Raw genomic sequence first — 19,099 nt, 5'->3', positions numbered from 1 at the left:
AGGGGCCGGTCCGCCCCTGTTCCCAAGGGAGGACCGGCCCGTGATGCCCTCGTTACCCGCTCTCCACGCCTTCCCCACGGACGCTCCGGGGCTATGCGTCCTCGGCGAGTTCCAGCCACCGCATTTCGAGTTCCTCGCGCTGCGCGGCCAAGTCCCGGAGTTCCGCGTCCAGTTTCGCGACCTTTTCGAAGTCGGTGGCGTTGTCGGCGATTTGGGTGTGCAGCCGGGCCTCCTTCTCGGAGACCTTGTCGAGCTGGCGCTCGATCTTCTGCAACTCCTTCTTCGCGGCCCGGGAGTCGCCCGCCGACTTCTCCTTCGCGGGCGCGGACGCGGCGGCGGCCGGCGCCGGGGCGGCCGTCTCGATCATCCGCCGGCGCCGCTCCAGGTACTCGTCGATACCGCGCGGCAGCATCCGCAGCGTGGCGTCACCGAGCAGCGCGAGGGTCCGGTCCGTCGTCCGCTCGATGAAGAACCGGTCGTGGGAGATGACGACCATCGAGCCGGGCCAGCCGTCGAGGAGGTCCTCGAGCTGGGTGAGCGTCTCGATGTCGAGGTCGTTGGTCGGCTCGTCGAGGAACAGGACGTTCGGCTCGTCCATCAGCAGCCGCAGCAACTGGAGCCGGCGCCGCTCACCGCCGGAGAGGTCGCCGACGGGGGTCCACTGCTTCTCCTTGGTGAAGCCGAACTGCTCGCAGAGCTGCCCCGCCGTCATCTCCCGGCCCTTGCCGAGGTCCACCCGGTCGCGCACCTGCTGGACCGCCTCCAGCACCCGCAGCGTCGCCGGGAGTTCGGCGACGTCCTGCGACAGGTAGGCCAGGCGCACCGTCTTGCCGACGACGATCCGCCCGCCGGCCGGCTGCTTCTCGCCCTGGGTGCCGGCCGCGTCGGCGAGGGCCCGCAGCAGCGAGGTCTTGCCGGCGCCGTTGACGCCGACCAGGCCGATGCGGTCGCCGGGGCCGAGCTGCCAGGTCAGATGCTTGAGCAGCACCTTCGGCCCGGCGGTGACGGTCACGTCCTCCAGGTCGAAGACGGTCCGCCCGAGCCGGGCGTTGGCGAACTTCATCAGCTCGCTGGTGTCGCGCGGCGGCGGCACGTCGGCGATCAGCTCGTTGGCCGCCTCGATGCGGTAGCGCGGCTTGGACGTACGGGCGGGGGCACCGCGCCGCAGCCAGGCCAGCTCCTTGCGCATCAGGTTCTGCCGCTTGGTCTCCTCCGTGGCCGCGATGCGCTCGCGCTCGGCCCGGGCGAAGACGTAGTCGGAGTAGCCGCCCTCGTACTCGTGCACCGCGCCGCGCTGGACGTCCCACATCCGGGTGCAGACCTGGTCGAGGAACCAGCGGTCGTGTGTGACGCACACGAGCGCGGAGCGCCGCACCTGGAGGTGCCCGGCCAGCCAGGCGATGCCCTCCACGTCGAGGTGGTTGGTCGGCTCGTCGAGGACGATCAGGTCCTGCTCGGCGATCAGCAGCTTCGCCAGCGCGATCCGGCGCCGCTCACCACCGGACAGCGGCCCGATGACGGTGTCGAGGCCCTGCGGGAACCCCGGCAGGTCCAGCCCGCCGAACAGCCCGGTCAGCACGTCCCGGATCTTGGCACTGCCCGCCCACTCATGGTCGGCCAGGTCCCCGATCACCTCGTGCCGCACGGTGGCGTCCGGGTCCAGCGAATCGTGCTGCGTCAGCACGCCGATCCGCAGCCCGCCACTGTGTGTCACCCGTCCGGAGTCGGCCTCCTCCAGCTTGGCGATCATCCGGATGAGGGTGGTCTTGCCGTCTCCGTTGCGGCCGACGACACCGATCCGGTCCCCTTCGGAGACGCCGAGGGAGACACCGTCGAGCAGGGCACGGGTGCCGTACACCTTGCTGACTGCCTCGACATTGACCAGGTTGACGGCCATTTCACTCCTGTGCAGGTGGACGGGGTCGACCTACCAGGGTAGCCGCCGCGGACGGTGCGGTAGCGTGCGGCGGTCGTTCGAGGGGTCGGTCAGGCGCAGGGGTGGGGTAGTCATGGGGCGGTACGGGAGCGCGCGGGGCGTCGTCGCGGGGGTGGCGGCCGGGATGGTGCTGGTGGGGTGCTCGTCGGAGCCGGCCGCGCCGGGGCGGGCGGACGCGTCCACAGCCGGCGCGAGCGCGTCGGCGGGCCCGGGGGCGGCGAGCCGGGTGGCCGAGGGGGCGGTGATCGGGGGCAGGGGGACGCCGTGCGTGCTGCCCGTGTCGTTCACGACGGCGGCCGAGTGGACCGCGGAGAGGGTGACGGTGGCCGAGGACCCGGACTTCGCCGCCCTGGCCGAGCAGGGGCCGGTCACCCTCGCCTGTGAGGTCGACGCCAAGCCGGCCGGGAACATCGGGTTCCTCCGCGTCTGGACGGGCGACGACGCCGGGGCGGAGCCGCGGAAGGTGCTGGAGGGGTTCGTGGGCGCCGAGAAGAACGCCTCGAAGGCCGCGTACACCGAGACGAAGGCGGGTGCCCTGCCGGCCGCCGAGGTGACGTACACGGTCACCCCCGAGTTCGGCGACGGGCCGAAGCCCGAGCGGGCGTTCGCCGTGGCCACGCCGGCCGGCCCGGTGGTGGTGCACCTGGGCGGGCTGGACGCCGGGGAGCACCGGGCGATGCTGCCCGCCTACGAGCTGGCCAGGCGGACGCTCGCGCTCACCGGCTGATCAGCGGCGGCCCGCCCGTTCCACCAGGAGCCAGCCCACCAAGGCGGCGCCGATCGCGGCCGGGGCGGTGACGGGCACGGCGACCAGCACCGCCGAGCGGCCGTCCAGCAGTCCGCCGAACCCGACCATCGACAGGCCCAGCACGCCGAACAGGCACAGCGTGATGCCGAGCGCCGCCACGGGCGACGAGCCGGCGGCCCCCGCCGGGCGGCGGGCCCCGGGGCGCTCGAACGCCCGGAACGCGGCGACCAGCAGGGCCGTCACCGCCGCCGCGACCGCCAGCCGCACCGGCACACCGGCCCACCAGGTGGCGGTCGCCGGCTCCGGCAGCGGGACGCCCAGCGCCAGCAGCGCGCCGTACACGCCGAGCATCGCCGTCAGGTGCCACAGGAACGCGGTCATGGCGACGCCGTTCGCCGCGATGACCGCCCGCCAGACGGCGGGACGCCGCGCCAGCCGGGCGCCCGGGCCGCGCAGCAGTTCCACCGCGCCGACCAGCCACAGGCCGTGGCACAGCAGGGCGAGCGTGGGCGGGGCCATGTTGGAGACCTTCTCGCCCGGCATGCCGACCATGGACAGCGGGTACGGGCCGAGGGCCACCAGGGCGGCGGCACCCGCCAGGCCGGTGGCGGCGAGGACGGCGGGCCGGCCGATCCGGTCGTCCGCCCGGAGGAAGCCGAGCTGGTGCACGGCCAGCCAGACGAAGGCGAAGTTCAGGAACTCGACGTACGGCACCCCGACGGCGAACCGGAGCGTGTCCACCGCCACCGCGCCCGCCACCAGCGCGGCGAAGGCGCCCCAGCCGTACCGCTCGTGCAGCTTCAGCAGCGGCGGGGTGAACGCCACCATGGCGAGGTAGATGCCGATGAACCACAGCGGCTGGGCGACCAGGCGCAGCGCCACGCCCGTCAGGCCGCCGTCGGCGCCGGTGAGCCGGAGGACGAGCGCGGCGGCCGTCCACACCGCGATGAACACCATCGTCGGGCGCAGCAGCCGCTGGAGCCGGGCCCGGAGGAAGCCGGCGTAGCCGGGGCGGGAGCGGTACGACAGGGCGTGGGAGAAGCCGCCAACGAAGAAGAAGACCGGCATGACCTGGAGCGCCCAGGTGAGGACCTGGAGCCCGGGGACGAGGGCCAGCAGGTTGCCGACGGTGCCGTCGGTGGTGACGGCGGCCATCAGCCAGTGGCCGAGCACCACGGTCGCGAGGGACGCGACCCGCAGCAGGTCGACGTACCGGTCGCGGGTGCCGGGGGTGCGGGCGGCGAGTTCGGAGACGCTGGTTGCCATGCCGGTACGGTCCCGGGCGGGGCCGTACCGGCGTCAGCGCTCTCGTACTCAGGTGCGGATCTGAGTAGCCCCCGGTGCCGGGGAGGTGGCCGTGCGGGCCGTGCGGCAGGTGCCGGAGGCGAGCAGGGCGTCGGCCACGGTGCGGGCGGCGTCCTCGTCCTTGACCAGGAACGCGGTCGTCGGGCCGGAGCCGGAGACCAGGCCGGCCAGGGCGCCGGCCGCCGTACCGGCGGCGAGCGTGGCGGCGAGGGAGGGGCGCAGGGAGAGGGCGGCGGGCTGGAGGTCGTTGGTGAGGGCGCCGGCCAGCAGGGCGGTGTCGCCGGTGCGCAGCGCGTCCAGCAGCGCGGGTGAGGCGGCCGGGGCGGGGACCTCGGTGCCGGTGGTGAGCCGGTCGAACTCGGCGTAGACGGCGGGGGTGGAGAGCCCGCCGTCGGCGACGGCGAAGACCCAGTGGAAGGTGCCGCCGGTGGGCAGGGGGGTCAGCCGCTCGCCGCGTCCGGTGCCGAGGGCGGCTCCGCCGACGAGGCTGAAGGGCACGTCGCTGCCGAGCCCGGCGCAGATGTCGAGGAGTTCCTCGCGGGTGGCGCCGGTGCCCCACAGGGCGTCGCAGGCGAGGAGGGCGCCCGCGCCGTCGGCGCTGCCGCCGGCCATGCCGCCGGCGACGGGGATGTCCTTGGCGATGTGGAGGTGGACGTCCGGGGAGATGCCGTGCCGGGCGGCGAGGGCGGTGGCCGCGCGGGCGGCGAGGTTGGTGGCGTCCAGGGGCACCTGGTCGGCGTCGGGGCCGGAGCAGGTGACGCGCAGGGCGTCGGCGGGGGTGGCCGTGACCTCGTCGTACAGGGAGACGGCGAGGAAGACGTTGGCCAGGTCGTGGAAGCCGTCCGGGCGGGCGGCGCCGACCGCGAGCTGGACGTTGACCTTGGCCGGGACGCGTACGGTGATGCTCTCGGTCACGCTGACTTGGCCTCCGCGATGCGTGCGAACTCTTCCACGGTGAGGGACTCGCCCCGCGCCTGCGGTGAGACGCCGGCGGCGACGAGGGCCGCCTCGGCGGCGGCCGGGGAGCCGGCCCAGCCGGCCAGTGCGGCGCGCAGCGTCTTGCGGCGCTGGGCGAAGGCGGCGTCGACGACGGCGAAGACGTCCTTCTTCGACGCCGTGGTGTTCACCGGCTCGGAGCGGCGGACCAGGGACACCAGGCCGGAGTCGACGTTGGGGGCGGGCCAGAAGACGTTGCGGCCGATGGCGCCGGCGCGCTTGACCTCGGCGTACCAGTTGGCCTTGACGGACGGCACGCCGTAGACCTTGTTGCCGGGCTTGGCGGCGAGCCGGTCGGCGACCTCGGCCTGGACCATAACGAGGGTCCGCTCGATGGTGGGGAAGCGGTCGAGCATGTGCAGCAGGACGGGCACGGCGACGTTGTACGGGAGGTTCGCGACGAGCGCGGTGGGGGGCGGACCGGGCAGTTCCTCGACGTGCATCGCGTCGGAGTGGACGAGCGCGAAGCGGTCCTTCTTCGCGGGCATGCGGGCGGCGATGGTGGCGGGCAGGGCGCCGGCCAGGACGTCGTCGATCTCGACGGCGGTGACCCGGTCGGCGGCCTCCAGCAGTGCGAGGGTCAGGGAGCCGAGCCCGGGTCCGACCTCCACGACGACGTCGTCGGGGCGGACCTCCGCGGTGCGGACGATGCGCCGGACGGTGTTGGCGTCGATGACGAAGTTCTGGCCGCGCTGCTTGGTGGGGCGTACGCCCAGCGCTGCGGCCAGTTCGCGGATGTCGGCGGGGCCGAGGAGGGCGTCGGGCTCAGTGGTGCTCACCGATACAGCCTACGGCCGCAGTGCGGCCACGGGCTCGCCCCCCGTTGCACGTAGAGCTTCTTCGCCCGGTATGTCTGTTCGGCGGCGGATGCCTGCTGGGCGGTGCCGGTGCCGCCGAGGGAACGCCAGGTGCCGGGGTCGAACTGGTACAGCCCGCCGTAGGTGCCGGTGGCGTCCACGGCGTCGGGACGGCCGCCGGACTCGCACCGGGCGAGGGCGTCCCAGTCGAGGTGGTCGGCGCCGTCGACGGAGGCGGGCATGGGCTTGGTGCCCACCAGTACCCGCCGGTCGACCGGTTCGCGCACGACCTCGTCGCCGATCTTGCGGGGTCTCTGCCGGACGCCGTTGACCATCCGCAGGGAGTACGTCACACGGCGGGAGCCCTGCTGTCCCTGGCGTTCGACGATCTCGGTGCCCTTGTACAGGGTCGGGTCGTCGACCCTCTCGACGCCGTAGGGGATGGGTTCCTCGCGGACCTCCCGGGTGTCGGTGATCCGCATGACGGTGATGGTCTGTCCGTCGCGCGGGAAGCTGCCGGGCGGTACGGAGGTGGTGTCCCGGCCGCTGAGGGTGATACCCGCCTGGTCGACCGCCTCGCGGACGGTCGCGGCGTTGGTGCGGATGGTGCGCTCCCGGCCGTCCGCCATGAAGGTCACGGTGCGTTCGGTGCGGACGTCGAGGGCGAGGCCCCGCCGGGTGATGGCGGCGGAGCGGGACACAGAGAGGTAGGCGCCCTCGGCGCGGACCCCGAGGGCGCGCAGGGCCTCGTCGACGGTGCGGGCGGTGGTCCAGATCCGGCGGCGCTGTCCGTCGAGGGTGAGCGTGACGGGGCGGCCGTAGCGGAGGACGATCTCGTCGCCGCTGGCCAGGGCCTCGTCCGGGGCGGGGGCCACGAGGTCGTGGGCGCCGAAGGGCAGGCCCTCGTCGGCCAGGAGTTCGCCGACGTCGTCGGCGAAGGTGTGCATGGTGCGGGGTACGCCGTCGACGGTGAGCCGGACGGCCTTGTCGTCGGCGACGAACGCGCTGGTGCCGCCGGCGAGGAACGCCACGACCAGGGCCTGGGGGACGAGCCGCCGCAGCCCCTCGGGGGTGCCGGGGCCGGCGGCCCGGCGGCGGGCGGCGCGGCGGGCCTGGGCGCGGCCGCCGGTGGGCACCGCGGTGAGGGTCGGCGCCTCGGGGTCGACGGCGGGCCCGGCGCCCTGGCGGGGCAGCGTGTGCGGGGCGGCGGGCGCGGCCGGCTCCGGGGGCGGGCCCCACGGTCCGTACCCCGCCACCACCGTCGGCTCCGGCGGGACGCCCCACGGCGCGTACCCGGCCGCCACCGTCGGCTCCGGCGGGACGCCCCACGGCGCGTACCCCGCCACCACCGCCGGCTCCGGGGGCGGGCCCCACGCCCCGTTCCCGGCCGCCACCGCCGGCTCCGGGGTGAGGTCCCACGTCTCGTACCCCGCCGTCGCCCCGGGCGCGGACACGCCCACCGGGACCGGGGCCGGCGCGGGAGCCGGGACGACGGGGGCCGCGGGGGGCGCGGTGGCGTGGCGGCCGCCCCGGGGGGCGGCGCGGTGACTGCCCTGGGAGTTGCTCACGAGGCCGGGACCCTAGCGGAGCGCCGGTCACTCTCCAAAGCGATTCGACTACCGTGTGTCGTCAGCGGTACCCTGAGCGGCCGACCGCCCGTTATCGGTCAGTAATCAAAGGCGCGTGCCGTGTTGACGGCGATCGCGGTCGACATGGCCTCCTCGTCGATCCCCCGCACAGCCGCCATCGCCCGGACCGTGATCGGAACGAGATACGGGGCGTTGGGCCGTCCGCGGTACGGGGCGGGCGTCAGGAAGGGCGCGTCCGTCTCGACGAGGACGAGGTCGAGCGGGGCGACGGCGAGGGCGTCGCGCAGCGGCTGGGCGTTCTTGAAGGTGACGTTGCCGGCGAAGGACATGAAGTAGCCGGCCTCGGCGCAGGTCCGTGCCATGTCGGCGTCGCCGGAGTAGCAGTGGAAGACGGTCCGTTCGGGGGCGCCCTCCTCGGCGAGGATGCGCAGGACGTCGTCGTGGGCCTCGCGGTCGTGGATGACCAGGGCCTTGCCGTGGCGCTTGGCGATCTCGATGTGGGCGCGGAAGGACCGCTCCTGGGCGGCGATGCCCTCGGGGCCGGTGCGGAAGTGGTCGAGGCCGGTCTCGCCGACCGCCTTGACCTCCGGGAGGGCGGCGAGCCGGTCGATCTCGGCGAGCGCGTCGTCGAGCGCCGCGTCGCCGCCGGCCTCCCGGGCGCCCTGCCGGGACCAGCCGTCGGGGTCCCCGAGCACGATCCGCGGGGCCTCGTTGGGGTGCAGGGCGACGGCCGCCCAGACGTCGGCGTGCGCGGCGGCCGTCTCCGCGGCCCAGCGGGAGCCCTTGAGGTCGCAGCCCACCTGGACGACCGTCTCGACGCCGACGGCGGCGGCCTTGGCGAGGGCCTCCTCGACGGTGCCGGACTGCATGTCCAGGTGGGTGTGGGAATCGGCGACCGGCACCCCGAGGGGTTCGGGCAGCGGCGGCGGGGCGTCCTTGGAACTCATGCCCCGATCGTACGGAAGCCCGGGCCGGCCTCCCCGGGGTTATTTGCGGTGGAAGGCGTGGAGCAGGTCGGACAGGTGCCAGTGGTGCGGCTCCTTGGCGGACGGGGTGTCCGGCGGTGTCCCGGAGGCGGCCGTGGCCGTCGCCGGTGCCGTCGGGGCCGTCGTCGGTGAGCGCTCCTGGCCGAGGCTCGGCCCGGCCGCCCCGACGGAGCCCTTGCTGGGCTCGGCCTGCTGCTGGGCGAGCAGGTCGAGCACCGAGGAGACCTGACCGGCGCGCATGATGCGGACGACATGGCCTCCGCAGTTGAGGCAGGTGGGGTTGGAGAGCGGGGAGGGGACCCGCAGCCCGCCTTCGGCCTTGTAGACGACGAACTCGTGACCGCTGATGTCGGTGTGGTGCTCTATGTCGTAGGACTGTTCCCAGCCGTGCCCGCACTTCATGCAGGCGAAGGCATATGCCTCATGGCCGACCGGAGTGCTTGTGGTCTCGCTCATGCCAGCTCCTCTCCACTGAACCAGTGGACGCCTTCACGGGCGGGAGTGCGTAGGCACCTGCCGAATGATGGACCGCTTTTGGGGCTTCCCATGCCGGAAGGCCTGCCGCACGGTCTGGTCTTTGCCTTTCACGATAGTCCTTTACCGTCCACTGAGCCTTCGCGAGACGCGTTCTTTGCCGCGACGACGGCGTCGAAGACCTCGCGTTTGGGCAGCCCGGCCTCGGCGGCGACGGCGGCGATGGCTTCTTTGCGACGCTCCCCCGCCTCCTCGCGCACCCGCACCCTGCGCACCAGCTCGGCGGCGTCGAGCTCGGCGGGCCCGGTCTCGGGGGCGCCCTCGACGACGACCGTGATCTCGCCGCGTACGCCCTCGGCCGCCCAGCGGGCCAGGTCGCCCAGCCCGCCGCGCTTGACCTCCTCGTACGTCTTGGTCAGCTCCCGGCACACCGCGGCGCGCCGGTCCGCGCCGAACGCCTCGGCCATCGCGGCGAGCGTGTCGTCGAGGCGGTGCGGGGCCTCGAAGTAGACGAGCGTGCGGCGCTCGGCGGCGACCTCCCGCAGCCGGGACAGCCGCTCGCCGGCCTTGCGGGGCAGGAAGCCCTCGAAGCAGAACCGGTCGACGGGCAGCCCGGACAGGGCGAGCGCGGTCAGCACGGCGGACGGCCCGGGCACGGCGGTGACCCGGATGTCCCGCTCGACCGCGGCGGCGACCAGCCGGTAGCCGGGGTCGGAGACGGACGGCATGCCCGCGTCGGTGACCAGCAGGACCCGCGCCCCGCCCGCGAGGGCCTCGACCAGTTCGGGGGTGCGGGCGGACTCGTTGCCCTCGAAGTACGACACGACCCGGCCGGTCGTGTGCACGCCGAGCGCCTGGGTCAGCCGGCGCAGCCGCCGGGTGTCCTCGGCGGCGACGACGTCGGCCCTCTCCAGCTCGGCGGCGAGGCGGGGCGGGGCGTCCGCCACGTCACCGATCGGGGTCCCTGCGAGTACGAGCGTTCCGGTCACCGTTCCTGTCACGGGGGCCATCCTCGCAGCCCGGACGGGCGACTCGCACAGGCGCGTTCCCTACGATGGCGCGGTGACCAGTACTGCTCATAAGGCCCTGCACGGGCAGGACGCCGGTAGAGAGCCGCCGCCGTGGCAGCAGCGCCTGCGTCGTTTCGGCTACGTGCCACGGCCGGTGACGGGCCTGCGCGAGCGGTTGGTGCCTCCGTACGCCCGCCCCTCGGGGCGGCTGTGGACGATCCTCGGGGCACCGCCCGCCGTCGCCGAACGGCTGTGGCGGCTGGCCGCGTGGGGCGGGCCGCTGCTGGTGGCGCTCGTCGCGGGCCTGCTGCGGTTCTGGCAGCTCGGCCGGCCGCACGCGGTGATATTCGACGAGACGTACTACGCCAAGGACGCCTGGGCCCTGATCAACCAGGGGTACGAGGGGTCGTGGCCCAAGGACGTCGACGCGTCGATCCTGAAGGACCCCGGCGCGGTGCCGGTCCCCACGGACCCCGGGTACGTGGTGCACCCGCCGGTGGGCAAGTGGGTCATCGGGCTGGGCGAGCACCTGTTCGGGTTCGACCCGTTCGGCTGGCGCTTCATGATGGCGGTGCTGGGCACGCTGTCGGTGCTGATGCTGTGCCGGATCGGGCGGCGGCTGTTCCGGTCGGCGTTCCTGGGCTGTCTGGCGGGCGCGCTGCTGACGGTGGACGGGCTGCACTTCGTCATGAGCCGTACGGCGCTGCTCGACCAGGTGCTGATGTTCTTCGTGCTGGCGGCGTTCGGGTGCCTGCTGCTCGACCGGGACGCCGCCCGTGCCCGGCTGGCGGCCGCGCTGCCGGTGGACGCGGACGGGCTGCTGCGCCCGGACGGGGCGGTGGCGGAGACGCTGCGCCTGGGGTGGCGGCCGTGGCGGATCACCGCGGGGCTGATGCTGGGCCTGGCGGCGGCCACCAAGTGGAACGGCCTGTACATCCTGGCCGCGTTCGGGGTGATGACGGTGCTGTGGGACGTGGGCGCGCGCCGTACGGCCGGTGCCTACCGCCCGTACGCGAGCGTCGTGCGGCGGGACCTGCTGCCCGCGTTCGTCTCGACGGTACCGGTGGCGATCGGCACGTACCTGGTGTCGTGGTCGGGCTGGATCTTCACGGACAAGGGGTACTTCCGGAACTGGGCGGCCACGGAGGGCAAGGACAGTTCGTGGTCCTGGCTGTTCCCCGACTGGTGGCGCAGCCTGTGGCACTACGAGTCCGAGGTGTACGGCTTCCACGTCAACCTGACCTCGGGGCACACGTACGAGTCCAATCCGTGGAGCTGGATCGTGCTGGGCCGGCCGGTCTCCTACTTCTACGAGGACCCCCGCCCCGGCCGGGACGGCTGCCCCGCGGACGCCACGGAGAAGTGCGCCCGCGAGGTCCTGGCGATCGGCACCCCGCTGCTGTGGTGGGCGGCGTGCTTCGCCCTGCTGTACGTCCTGTGGCGCTGGTTCTTCCGCCGCGACTGGCGGGCGGGGGCGATCGCGTGCGCCGTGGCGGCCGGCTGGGTGCCGTGGTTCCACTACCAGGAGCGCACCATCTTCCTGTTCTACGCGGTGGTGTTCGTACCGTTCCTGTGCCTCGCGGTCGCGATGATGATCGGGGCGATGCTGGGCCCGCCGGGCACCGACGGCGCCGCGGAACGCCGCCGCACGATCGGCGCGGTCGGCGCGGGCGTCCTGGTCCTGCTGATCGTCTGGAACTTCATCTACTTCTGGCCCCTCTACACCGGCCAGTCGATCCCCATGGACGACTGGCGCGACCGGATGTGGCTGGACACCTGGGTGTGATCAGGAGCGGGCGCCACCGGTGGATCGGCCTCCCGCGTTGCCGGTCGGCCCATGGCCCCGGACACCGTCGCAGGTGTCCGGGGCCGTGGTGTTCCGGTCGGATAACGGTCGCCTCGGGCGTCACTACCGTCCCGTAGGGTGACCCGAGTTGACTGCTTGAACGTGTTCAAGTGGGCTCCAGGGGAGGGGGACCGCACGATGCGGAGTGGAGCGAAGGTCGCCGTCGTCGCCGGTGTGTTCACCGTCGTGGCCGGTGGTGTGGGGTACGGGGCGTACAACGTCTGGAACGGGATCACCGGCGGGGCGGACGGGGTGAACACCGCGTCGGCATCGGCCCCGAGGCGGGCCGGCAGCGGTCCGGTGACCGCCGAGGAGGTCGAGCGGACGGCGAAGGACTTCCTGGCCGCCTGGGCGGCGGGCGACGACACCGCGGCGGGCGCGCTGACCGACGACGCCGGTTCCGCCGGGCCCGCGGTGGCGGGTTTCCGGAAGGAGGCCCACGTGGCGAAGGCGGTCATCACGCCCGGCACGCCGGTGGGGGCGAGGGTGCCGTTCACGGTCGACGCCACCGTGACGTACGAGGGGCATTCCCAGCGCCTGGCGTACGCCTCCGAACTCACCGTCGTCCGGGGCGTCACCAGCGGCCTGCCGCTGGTGGACTGGAAGCCGTCGGTGATCCACCCCAAGCTCACCGAGGGGTCGGTGCTGCGCACCGGGGAGGCGGCGAACCCGCCCGTCCGGGCGGTCGACCACGAGGGGGTGGAGCTGACGCCGGAGAAGTACCCGTCCCTGAAGCCCATCTTGGACCAACTCCGCGAGAAGTACGGCGCCGAGGCGGGCGGCCGGCCCGGCATCGAGACCTGGATCGACTCCCCGGCCGAGGGCGTCGCCGACCAGACGCTCCTGACGCTCGCCAAGGGCGTGCCGGGCAAGCTCACCACCACGCTGGACGCCGGGGTGCAGGCGGCGGCCGAGCGGGCGGTCCAGCGATTCGGCGAGTCGTCGGTCGTGGCCGTCAAGCCGTCCACGGGTGAGGTCCGGGCGGTCGCCAACAACCGCGCGGACGCCTTCAACGCGGCGTTCCTGGGCAAGCAGGCCCCCGGTTCCACCCTGAAGGTGATGACGGCGGCGATGCTGCTGGAGAAGGGCCTGGTGAGCGCGGACCGCCCGGCCGAATGCCCTGAGGAGGCCATGTACCAGGGCCGTACCTTCCACAACCTCGAACACTTCGACCTGCCGGCGGGCAGCACCTTCCAGCAGAGCTTCAAGAAGTCCTGCAACACCGCCTTCATCAAGCTGATCGACGACGTCGGTGACGACGCCGCCCTGGGCCGGGAGGCCCGCGACGTCTTCGGGATCGGCCTGAACTGGCAGACGGGCATCCCCTCCTGGGACGGCTCGGTGCCCGCGGAGACCGGCGGCGAGGCGGCGGCCCAGTACATCGGGCAGGGCACGGTCCAGATGAACGTCCTCAACATCGCCTCCATCACGGCGACCGCGAAGAACGGTTCCTTCAGGCAGCCGGTCATCGTGCCGCGTTCGCTGGACGGCCGGGAGGTCGCCACCGCCGCACGCGGCCTGGAACCGGGCGCGGCCCAGCAGCTCCGCGACATGATGCGGGCCACCGCGACCAGCGGGACGGGTGCGGCCGCCATGGCCGGTGTCGGCGGCGACAAGGGCGCCAAGACCGGGTCGGCGGAGGTCGGCGGGCAGACCGACTCCAACAGCTGGTTCGCCGGGTTCGCGGACGACCTGGCGGCCGCGGCGGTCGTCCAGTCGGGCGGCCACGGCGGTGACGCGGCGGGCCCGGTCGTCGCGGCGGTGCTCCGGGCCCGGTGACGCCCCGCGCGGCCGGTGCGCGACACTCCGCCGTGCGGGCCGCGGGCGCTTCCCGGGACCGCCCGTGGCCGGGCCGGACCGCCTGGGTATTCTGCGGTGCCCCCGGAAGTGGGGGCTTACATTCCGCATCCTGGGGAGGGCCCGATGGCCATCAAGAAGGCGACCATTCAGCAGCAAGTGGCGGAGGCCCTCGCGCAGGCCAACCCGACCGACCGTCCCGTCGTCACCATCCAGGCCGTCGCCGGGCCCAGCGTGTGGCTGATGAGCATGCTGGGGCTGATCGGTCAGGCGTTCCTGACGTACTACTTCATCACCCTGACCGAGCAGAGCGTCGTCATCCACAAGGCGAGCCGGATGAGCAACCGCCCCCAGGAGATCGCGTTCGCGCTGCCGCCCGCGCAGGTCGGCGCGATGATCGGTGACGTACGGCGCAACACCATATGGAGCTCGTTCCGCGTCCTGCTGCCCGGGCAGCAGAAGCCGACCCGGATGAACGTGCACCGCATCTGGCGGGGCGAGATGGACCAGCTCCTGGGGCTGCTGACGGGTCAGCAGGTCCACTGACCGCCGGGCCGGGCCGCCGCTCCCGGGGCTGCCGTCAGCAGACCCAGCTCCTGGGCGCGGAGGACCGTGCCGAGGCGGTCGGCGGTGTCGAGCTTGCGGTAGAGGTTCTGGAGGTGCTTGTGCACCGTCCGGACCGAGACACCGAGCCGCCGGGCCATGGCCGTGGCGGGCAGCCCTTCGGCGAGCGTCCGCAGGACGGCCGTCTCACGGGGCGTCAGCCCGTGCCGCTCGTCCGCCGGTGCGACGGGCCCGTCCCCGCACCGGTGGGCCAGCAGCCGGTGGTGCGCCGCGGCGGCGGACAGCAGCGGCTGGACCCGAGCGGCGTAGAGCAGGTCCCGGGCGTCGAAGTCGGCGCCGTCCCGGTGGACGATGAAGCCGCGCACGGCGCCGTCGTCGCCGGGGAGCGGCAGGCCGAGCATGTGGCGGGTGCCGAAGGACCGCCGCAGCTCGCTGGCCGTCTCACTGTGGGACCAGGCCCGGTCGCCGGCGACCTGGGCCGCCGTCCTGGGGTCCCGGTCGCCGTGGTCGCCGTAGTGGCCCGCGAAGGGGTACCCGGAGCGGATCAGCCGGGCGGTGTCGTCGTCCGGTGCGACCGGAGCCGGCGCGTCCGGCAGCCAGACGCCGACCGCGCCGCCGGACGGGGTCCACTCGTCGTCCTTCACCAGCAGCAGCGAGCCGTCGAGCCGGCGCAGCAGTTCCGCGGCGACCAGCCGCCACACCTCGCCGGGCCGTCGGCTCTCCATGACGGCGACGGCCAGACCGAGCATCCGCTCGTAGTCGTGCTCCCCCGGGTACGCCACGGCTCCCTCCGCAGTCCATACGCAGTTCTCCCCATGGATCGGCCTCGGCCGCGCTGCCATCGTAGGGGGGACGGATCCCCACCCGCCGACTGGTTACACCCGGAGGCACCGCCTCCAGGGCCGCTCGGTGGAGCGCCCCGCACGGCCTGAGCCGGCCGGTGCGGGGCGCGTGCTCCGCTCCGCGCACGGGGGTCGCGGAGCTGGGCGTACGGATCCGGGGCGCGGCCGCGGCCTCACGCGATCGACGCCTTGACCGCCCGCAGCAGGGCCTGGGCCCGCGGATCGGCGGTGACGCCCTTGCGCATCCCGTTGGTGACGTAGCCGAGGGCGATGCCCGAGGCGGGGTCGGCGAAGCCCAGCGAACCGCCCCGCCCGGGGTGCCCGAAGGACCCCGGGGACAGCAGCGGCGACGCGGGGCCGTGCAGCATGTGACCGAGGCCGAAGCGGGTGGAGACCACCAGGACCCGGTCGGGACCGGCGGACTCCTCGGTGCGGGCCATCGCGAGGGTCGCCGGGGCGAAGAGGCGGTGGCCGTCCACCGGGCCGAGGGTCGCGGCGTAGAAGCGGGCGAGCGCGCGGGCGGTGGAGATGCCGGCCGAGGCGGGGAGTTCGGCGGCGCGGTAGGCCGGGTCGTTCTCGTCGGGGGCCGGGTCGATGGCGCCGAAGGCGCGGCGGGTGAGCGAGCCGGGGTCGGCGTAGGCGTCGGCGACCGAGCGCTTGGGGCGGAGCGTGAGGGCTCCGCCGGTGGCCGGTTCCTCGACCGGGCCGATGCGGCCGACCCGGTGGGCCTCGTCCGCCGGGAGGCCGATCCACAGGTCGAGGCCGAGCGGGCGGGCGATCTCCTCCGCGACCCAGCGGCCGATGGTGCGGCCCGTGACCCGCAGGACCAGCGCGGCCAGCAGCCAGCCGTAGGTGTGCGGGTGGTAGCCGTGGCCGGTGCCCGGTTCCCACGCGGGTGCCTGGGCGGCGACGGCGTCGGACGCCACGTCCGGGTCCGCCGCCTCCGCCAGGGTCAGCGGCCGGTCCAGGGCCGGGACGCCCGCCTGGTGCGACAGCAGGTGGCGCACCAGCGCCCGCTCCTTGCCGGCCGCCTTGAACTCCGGCCAGTACGTGCCGACCGGGGCGTCCAGGTCCAGTTGCCCGCGCTGGTGCAGCAGCAGGGGTACGGCGGCGGCGACGCCCTTGGTGGCCGAGCGGACCACCTGGGCGGTGTCCACGGCCCACGGGGCGGTGCCGTCGACGTCCTTGACGCCCGCCCACAGGTCGACGACCTTGCGGCCGTCCCGGTAGACGGCGACCGCGGCACCGCGTTCGCCGCGCTGCCGGAAGTTGCGCAGGAACGCGTCCCTGACCGGCTCGAAACCCGGCTGCACCGTGCCCTGGATGTCCTGGATGTCCTGGATCTCCTGGACGTCCACGCTCCCACGCTCCTCTCGCGATCGTTCACCCCATGGTGCAACGTGCCAGGGCGTGTGTCGAAAGTCCCGTCTGGCCGGGAACGCCCGGCACGCCCGCTCGCCGCGTTGTCGGTCGTCGGCGCAGCCCGCTGCGCTCTCTCCCCCTGCGCCTGGCGGCGCGGGAGGTGCCCCCACCCTCCGCCTTGCGATCGCACGCACCGAACGCCCCCGGCCCCGCCCTCCGGGCGGACGACGCCACTTTCGACACACGCCCTAGCGGGGCGCGGGCTTCCGGGTCGGCCTGGCGGCCGGGTCGAAGCCGAATGGGAGCTCCAGGCGGTGCTCGCGCATCAGCTCCTCGTCGCCGAGCAGCTCGCCGGTCGGGCCGTCCGCCGCGATGACACCGCCGCTGAGCACCACCGCGCGCGGGCACAGTTCCAGGGCGTACGGCAGGTCGTGGGTGACCATCAGGACGGTGACGTCCAGGGAGCGCAGGATGTCGGCGAGTTCGCGGCGCGAGGCCGGGTCCAGGTTGGACGACGGCTCGTCGAGGACGAGGATCTCGGGCTCCATCGCGAGCACGGTGGCCACCGCCACCCGGCGCCGCTGGCCGAAGGACAGGTGGTGCGGGGGCCGGTCGGCGTACTCCGCCATGCCGACCCGGTCGAGCGCCTTGTGCACGACCGCCTCCAGTTCGGGGCCGCGCAGCCCGGCCGCCGCCGGGCCGAAGGCGACGTCCTCGCGGACGGTCGGCATGAACAACTGGTCGTCGGGGTCCTGGAAGACGATGCCGACCCGGCGGCGGATCTCCGCGAGGTTGCCCTTGGCGACGGGCAGCCCGGCGACGGTCACCGTCCCGGCGCCGCCGGTGAGGATGCCGTTGAGGTGGAGCACGAGGGTGGTCTTGCCGGCGCCGTTGGGGCCGAGCAGCGCGACCCGTTCGCCGCGCTCGACGGTGAGGTCGACGCCGAACAGCGCCTGGTGGCCGTCGGGGTAGGCGTACGCGAGGCCGCGGACGTCGAGCGACGGCACGAAACTGAGACTCATAGCGTCCATCCCAGCAGACAGATGATCAGGGCGGTGAGCGGGAGGGCGGCGGCCGTGGACCACTGCGCCCGGGAGGCGGTCACCTCGTCGAGGACCGGCATGGTTCCGGCGTAGCCACGGCTGACCATCGCCAGGTGGACGCGCTCGCCGCGCTCGTAGGAGCGGATGAACAGGGCGCCCGCCGACTTGGCGAGCACGCCCCAGTGCCGGACGCCCCTGGCCTCGAAGCCGCGCGAGCGCCGGGCGACGGACATGCGGCGCATCTCGTCGGTGATGACGTCGCCGTACCGGATCATGAAGGAGGCGATCTGGACGAGGAGGGGTGGCAGCCTCAGCCGTTGCAGCCCCAGCAGCAGGGCGCGCAGTTCGGTGGTGGCGGCGAGCAGTACGGACGCGGCGACGCCCAGGGTGCCCTTGGCGAGCACGTTCCAGGCGTCCCACAGCCCGGGCACGGAGACGGACACGCCGAACAGCTCGGTCTGCTCGCCGGGCACCACGAACGGCATCAGGAACGCGAACGCGACGAACGGCACCTCGATCACCAGCCGCCGCAGCACGAACACCGGCGACACCCGGGCGGCGGCCGCGACGGCGGCGAGCAGCACGGCGTACGCGGCGAACGCCCAGACCGCCTCGCGTGGGGTGGAGACGACGACCACCACGAAGCAGAGCACGGCGGCGAGCTTGCAGTGCGGCGGCAGCGTGTGCACGGGCGAGTGGCCGTGCCGGTAGAGCTTGTGCGCGTGACCGGCGCCCATGTCAGACGGTTCCGCCGGTACGGGCGCCGTCGCGGCGGCGGCGTACGGCGAGGAAGACGCCCGTGCCGGCCAGGACCGTCGCGCCGACGCCGATGGCGCCCGCGAGCCCTCCGGACAGGCGGGCGTCGGTGAGGCCGCTGACGCCGTAGTCGGCGAGCGGTGAGCCGGCGGCGGCGTGCTCCTGGACCTTCCGGTCGATGCCCTGGTCGGCGGCGACCTTCTCCAGGCCGTCGGGGCTGGCCGAGGCGTAGAAGGAGACGACGCCGGCCAGGACGAGGGAGGCGGCCAGGCCGGTGGCCCAGACCTTCTTCGTGGAGCGGGCGGCCGCCGGCGCCACCGGTGCGGGGGCGGCGTCGACCAGCTCGCCGCCCACCCGCAGCTTCAGCGGGGTGGACAGACCGCGGGCGCCGTAGACCAGGTCGGGGCGTACGGCGATCACGGCGCCGACCGTGGCGGTGGTGATCACCGCCTCACCGAGGCCGATCAGCAGGTGGACGCCGACCATGGCCGTGAGGACCTTCCCGACGGGGACGTCGGTGGTGCCGCCGACCGCGTAGAGGGCGGTGAACGCGACCGCCGCGGCCGGTACGGACGCCAGCGCGGCGACGAACGACGCGACGGTCACCGAGCGGCGGGAGCGGGGCAGGACCTTGACCAGGGCGCGGAAGAGCCCGTACGCGACGAGCACGGTGACTACGCCCATCACGGTGATGTTGACGCCCAGGGCGGTGAGCCCGCCGTCCGCGAACAGGACGCCCTGCATCAGCAGGACGACCGCGATGCACAGCACCCCCGTGCAGGGCCCGACGAGGATCGCGGCGAGCGCGCCGCCCAGCAGGTGCCCGCTGGTGCCGGCCGCGACCGGGAAGTTCAGCATCTGCACGGCGAAGACGAAGGCGGCGACCAGCCCGGCCAGCGGGGCGGTCCGCTCCCCGCCGTGGCCGTCGGCGCCGGAGCCGCCGAGCTCCCGGCGCGCTCCGCGCAGGCTGACCGCGACGGCACCGGCGGCGGCGAGACCGGCGGCCGCGGAGACCGGCGCGTTGATGAATCCGTCGGGGACATGCATG

17 protein-coding genes are annotated in these 19,099 nt (G+C 74.0%); 4 read left to right on the top strand and 13 right to left on the bottom strand.

What is annotated here, in order from left to right:
* Positions 1-91: 91 nt before the first annotated feature.
* Positions 92-1,897, bottom strand: coding sequence for an ABC-F family ATP-binding cassette domain-containing protein (locus ACF068_RS17855; protein WP_392275176.1), 1,806 nt, complete (start codon positions 1,895-1,897; stop codon positions 92-94).
* 112 nt (positions 1,898-2,009) lie between these two features.
* Here ACF068_RS17855 and ACF068_RS17850 point away from each other — a divergent pair, with 112 nt between their 5' ends.
* Entirely contained in the window at positions 2,010-2,663 is a 654-nt protein-coding gene (locus tag ACF068_RS17850; protein ID WP_392275175.1) for a lipoprotein, read from the top strand.
* On the opposite strand, the gene ACF068_RS17845 is transcribed toward ACF068_RS17850, so the two are convergent.
* The 7 genes from ACF068_RS17845 to rsmI form a co-directional block, all read right to left on the bottom strand.
* Complete coding sequence (locus tag ACF068_RS17845; RefSeq protein ID WP_392275174.1) at positions 2,664-3,950, bottom strand: acyltransferase; 1,287 nt, start codon at positions 3,948-3,950, stop codon at positions 2,664-2,666.
* A gap of 48 nt (positions 3,951-3,998) precedes the next feature.
* Positions 3,999-4,904 (bottom strand): 4-(cytidine 5'-diphospho)-2-C-methyl-D-erythritol kinase, encoded by a 906-nt coding sequence (locus ACF068_RS17840; protein WP_392275173.1) that lies wholly within the window; start codon positions 4,902-4,904, stop codon positions 3,999-4,001.
* Positions 4,901-5,764 carry a 16S rRNA (adenine(1518)-N(6)/adenine(1519)-N(6))-dimethyltransferase RsmA gene (gene rsmA, locus ACF068_RS17835; protein ID WP_392275172.1) on the bottom strand — a complete coding sequence of 288 codons (864 nt, stop codon included), beginning with the start codon at positions 5,762-5,764 and terminating at the stop codon, positions 4,901-4,903. The genes ACF068_RS17840 and rsmA overlap by 4 nt, the downstream gene beginning before the upstream one ends.
* The gene (locus tag ACF068_RS17830) at positions 5,761-7,350 is read right to left on the bottom strand and encodes a ubiquitin-like domain-containing protein (protein ID WP_392275171.1); all 1,590 of its coding nucleotides are present in this window, start codon (positions 7,348-7,350) and stop codon (positions 5,761-5,763) included. Before ACF068_RS17830 ends, rsmA begins: the two co-directional genes overlap by 4 nt.
* Positions 7,351-7,448: 98 nt before the next feature.
* Positions 7,449-8,318 (bottom strand): TatD family hydrolase, encoded by an 870-nt coding sequence (locus ACF068_RS17825; RefSeq protein ID WP_392275170.1) that lies wholly within the window; start codon positions 8,316-8,318, stop codon positions 7,449-7,451.
* A 39-nt stretch (positions 8,319-8,357) separates the two neighbouring features.
* A complete protein-coding gene (locus ACF068_RS17820; protein ID WP_392275169.1) occupies positions 8,358-8,813 on the bottom strand; it encodes a hypothetical protein in 456 nt (151 codons plus the stop codon).
* A 128-nt stretch (positions 8,814-8,941) separates the two neighbouring features.
* Entirely contained in the window at positions 8,942-9,841 is a 900-nt protein-coding gene (rsmI, locus tag ACF068_RS17815; RefSeq protein ID WP_392275168.1) for a 16S rRNA (cytidine(1402)-2'-O)-methyltransferase, read from the bottom strand.
* 52 nt (positions 9,842-9,893) lie between these two features.
* Between rsmI and ACF068_RS17810 the strand changes: the two genes are divergently transcribed.
* From ACF068_RS17810 to ACF068_RS17800, 3 genes are all read left to right on the top strand, one after another.
* On the top strand, positions 9,894-11,627 hold the full coding sequence (locus ACF068_RS17810; protein ID WP_392275167.1) for a dolichyl-phosphate-mannose--protein mannosyltransferase: 1,734 nt from the start codon (positions 9,894-9,896) through the stop codon (positions 11,625-11,627).
* A 198-nt stretch (positions 11,628-11,825) separates the two neighbouring features.
* A complete protein-coding gene (locus tag ACF068_RS17805) occupies positions 11,826-13,466 on the top strand; it encodes a penicillin-binding transpeptidase domain-containing protein (RefSeq protein ID WP_392275166.1) in 1,641 nt (546 codons plus the stop codon).
* A 144-nt stretch (positions 13,467-13,610) separates the two neighbouring features.
* The gene (locus ACF068_RS17800; protein ID WP_392275165.1) at positions 13,611-14,030 is read left to right on the top strand and encodes a hypothetical protein; all 420 of its coding nucleotides are present in this window, start codon (positions 13,611-13,613) and stop codon (positions 14,028-14,030) included.
* On the opposite strand, the gene ACF068_RS17795 is transcribed toward ACF068_RS17800, so the two are convergent.
* From ACF068_RS17795 to ACF068_RS17775, 5 genes are all read right to left on the bottom strand, one after another.
* The gene (locus ACF068_RS17795; RefSeq protein WP_392275164.1) at positions 14,015-14,830 is read right to left on the bottom strand and encodes a response regulator transcription factor; all 816 of its coding nucleotides are present in this window, start codon (positions 14,828-14,830) and stop codon (positions 14,015-14,017) included. The two genes, ACF068_RS17800 and ACF068_RS17795, sit on opposite strands and share 16 nt — an antisense overlap.
* Positions 14,831-15,063: 233 nt before the next feature.
* Entirely contained in the window at positions 15,064-16,248 is a 1,185-nt protein-coding gene (locus ACF068_RS17790) for a serine hydrolase domain-containing protein (RefSeq protein WP_392275163.1), read from the bottom strand.
* 252 nt (positions 16,249-16,500) lie between these two features.
* The gene (locus ACF068_RS17785) at positions 16,501-17,274 is read right to left on the bottom strand and encodes an energy-coupling factor ABC transporter ATP-binding protein (protein ID WP_392275162.1); all 774 of its coding nucleotides are present in this window, start codon (positions 17,272-17,274) and stop codon (positions 16,501-16,503) included.
* On the bottom strand, positions 17,271-18,032 hold the full coding sequence (cbiQ, locus tag ACF068_RS17780) for a cobalt ECF transporter T component CbiQ (protein WP_392275161.1): 762 nt from the start codon (positions 18,030-18,032) through the stop codon (positions 17,271-17,273). Before cbiQ ends, ACF068_RS17785 begins: the two co-directional genes overlap by 4 nt.
* A 1-nt stretch (position 18,033) precedes the next feature.
* Positions 18,034-19,098, bottom strand: a complete 1,065-nt coding sequence (locus ACF068_RS17775; protein WP_392275160.1) for an energy-coupling factor ABC transporter permease — start codon at positions 19,096-19,098, stop codon at positions 18,034-18,036.
* Between the last annotated feature and the right edge of the window lies 1 nt (position 19,099).

It is taken from the genome of Streptomyces sp. NPDC016309 (assembly GCF_043077235.1).
Lineage (GTDB): Bacteria > Actinomycetota > Actinomycetes > Streptomycetales > Streptomycetaceae > Streptomyces.
Note: the sequence above shows the minus strand (reverse complement) of the source record. Positions and strands in the feature narration are given on the sequence as shown.

Excerpts from the sequence above, each read along its gene's own strand:
- ACF068_RS17855 (WP_392275176.1), bottom strand. The coding sequence starts at position 1,897 with ATGGCCGTCAACCTGGTCAATGTCGAGGCAGTCAGCAAGGTGTACGGC.
- ACF068_RS17850 (WP_392275175.1), top strand. The coding sequence starts at position 2,010 with ATGGGGCGGTACGGGAGCGCGCGGGGCGTCGTCGCGGGGGTGGCGGCC.
- ACF068_RS17845 (WP_392275174.1), bottom strand. The coding sequence starts at position 3,950 with ATGGCAACCAGCGTCTCCGAACTCGCCGCCCGCACCCCCGGCACCCGC.
- ACF068_RS17825 (WP_392275170.1), bottom strand. The coding sequence starts at position 8,318 with ATGAGTTCCAAGGACGCCCCGCCGCCGCTGCCCGAACCCCTCGGGGTG.
- ACF068_RS17820 (WP_392275169.1), bottom strand. The coding sequence starts at position 8,813 with ATGAGCGAGACCACAAGCACTCCGGTCGGCCATGAGGCATATGCCTTC.
- rsmI (WP_392275168.1), bottom strand. The coding sequence starts at position 9,841 with ATGGCCCCCGTGACAGGAACGGTGACCGGAACGCTCGTACTCGCAGGG.
- ACF068_RS17805 (WP_392275166.1), top strand. The coding sequence starts at position 11,826 with ATGCGGAGTGGAGCGAAGGTCGCCGTCGTCGCCGGTGTGTTCACCGTC.
- ACF068_RS17800 (WP_392275165.1), top strand. The coding sequence starts at position 13,611 with ATGGCCATCAAGAAGGCGACCATTCAGCAGCAAGTGGCGGAGGCCCTC.
- ACF068_RS17785 (WP_392275162.1), bottom strand. The coding sequence starts at position 17,274 with ATGAGTCTCAGTTTCGTGCCGTCGCTCGACGTCCGCGGCCTCGCGTAC.
- cbiQ (WP_392275161.1), bottom strand. The coding sequence starts at position 18,032 with ATGGGCGCCGGTCACGCGCACAAGCTCTACCGGCACGGCCACTCGCCC.
- ACF068_RS17775 (WP_392275160.1), bottom strand. The coding sequence starts at position 19,098 with ATGCATGTCCCCGACGGATTCATCAACGCGCCGGTCTCCGCGGCCGCC.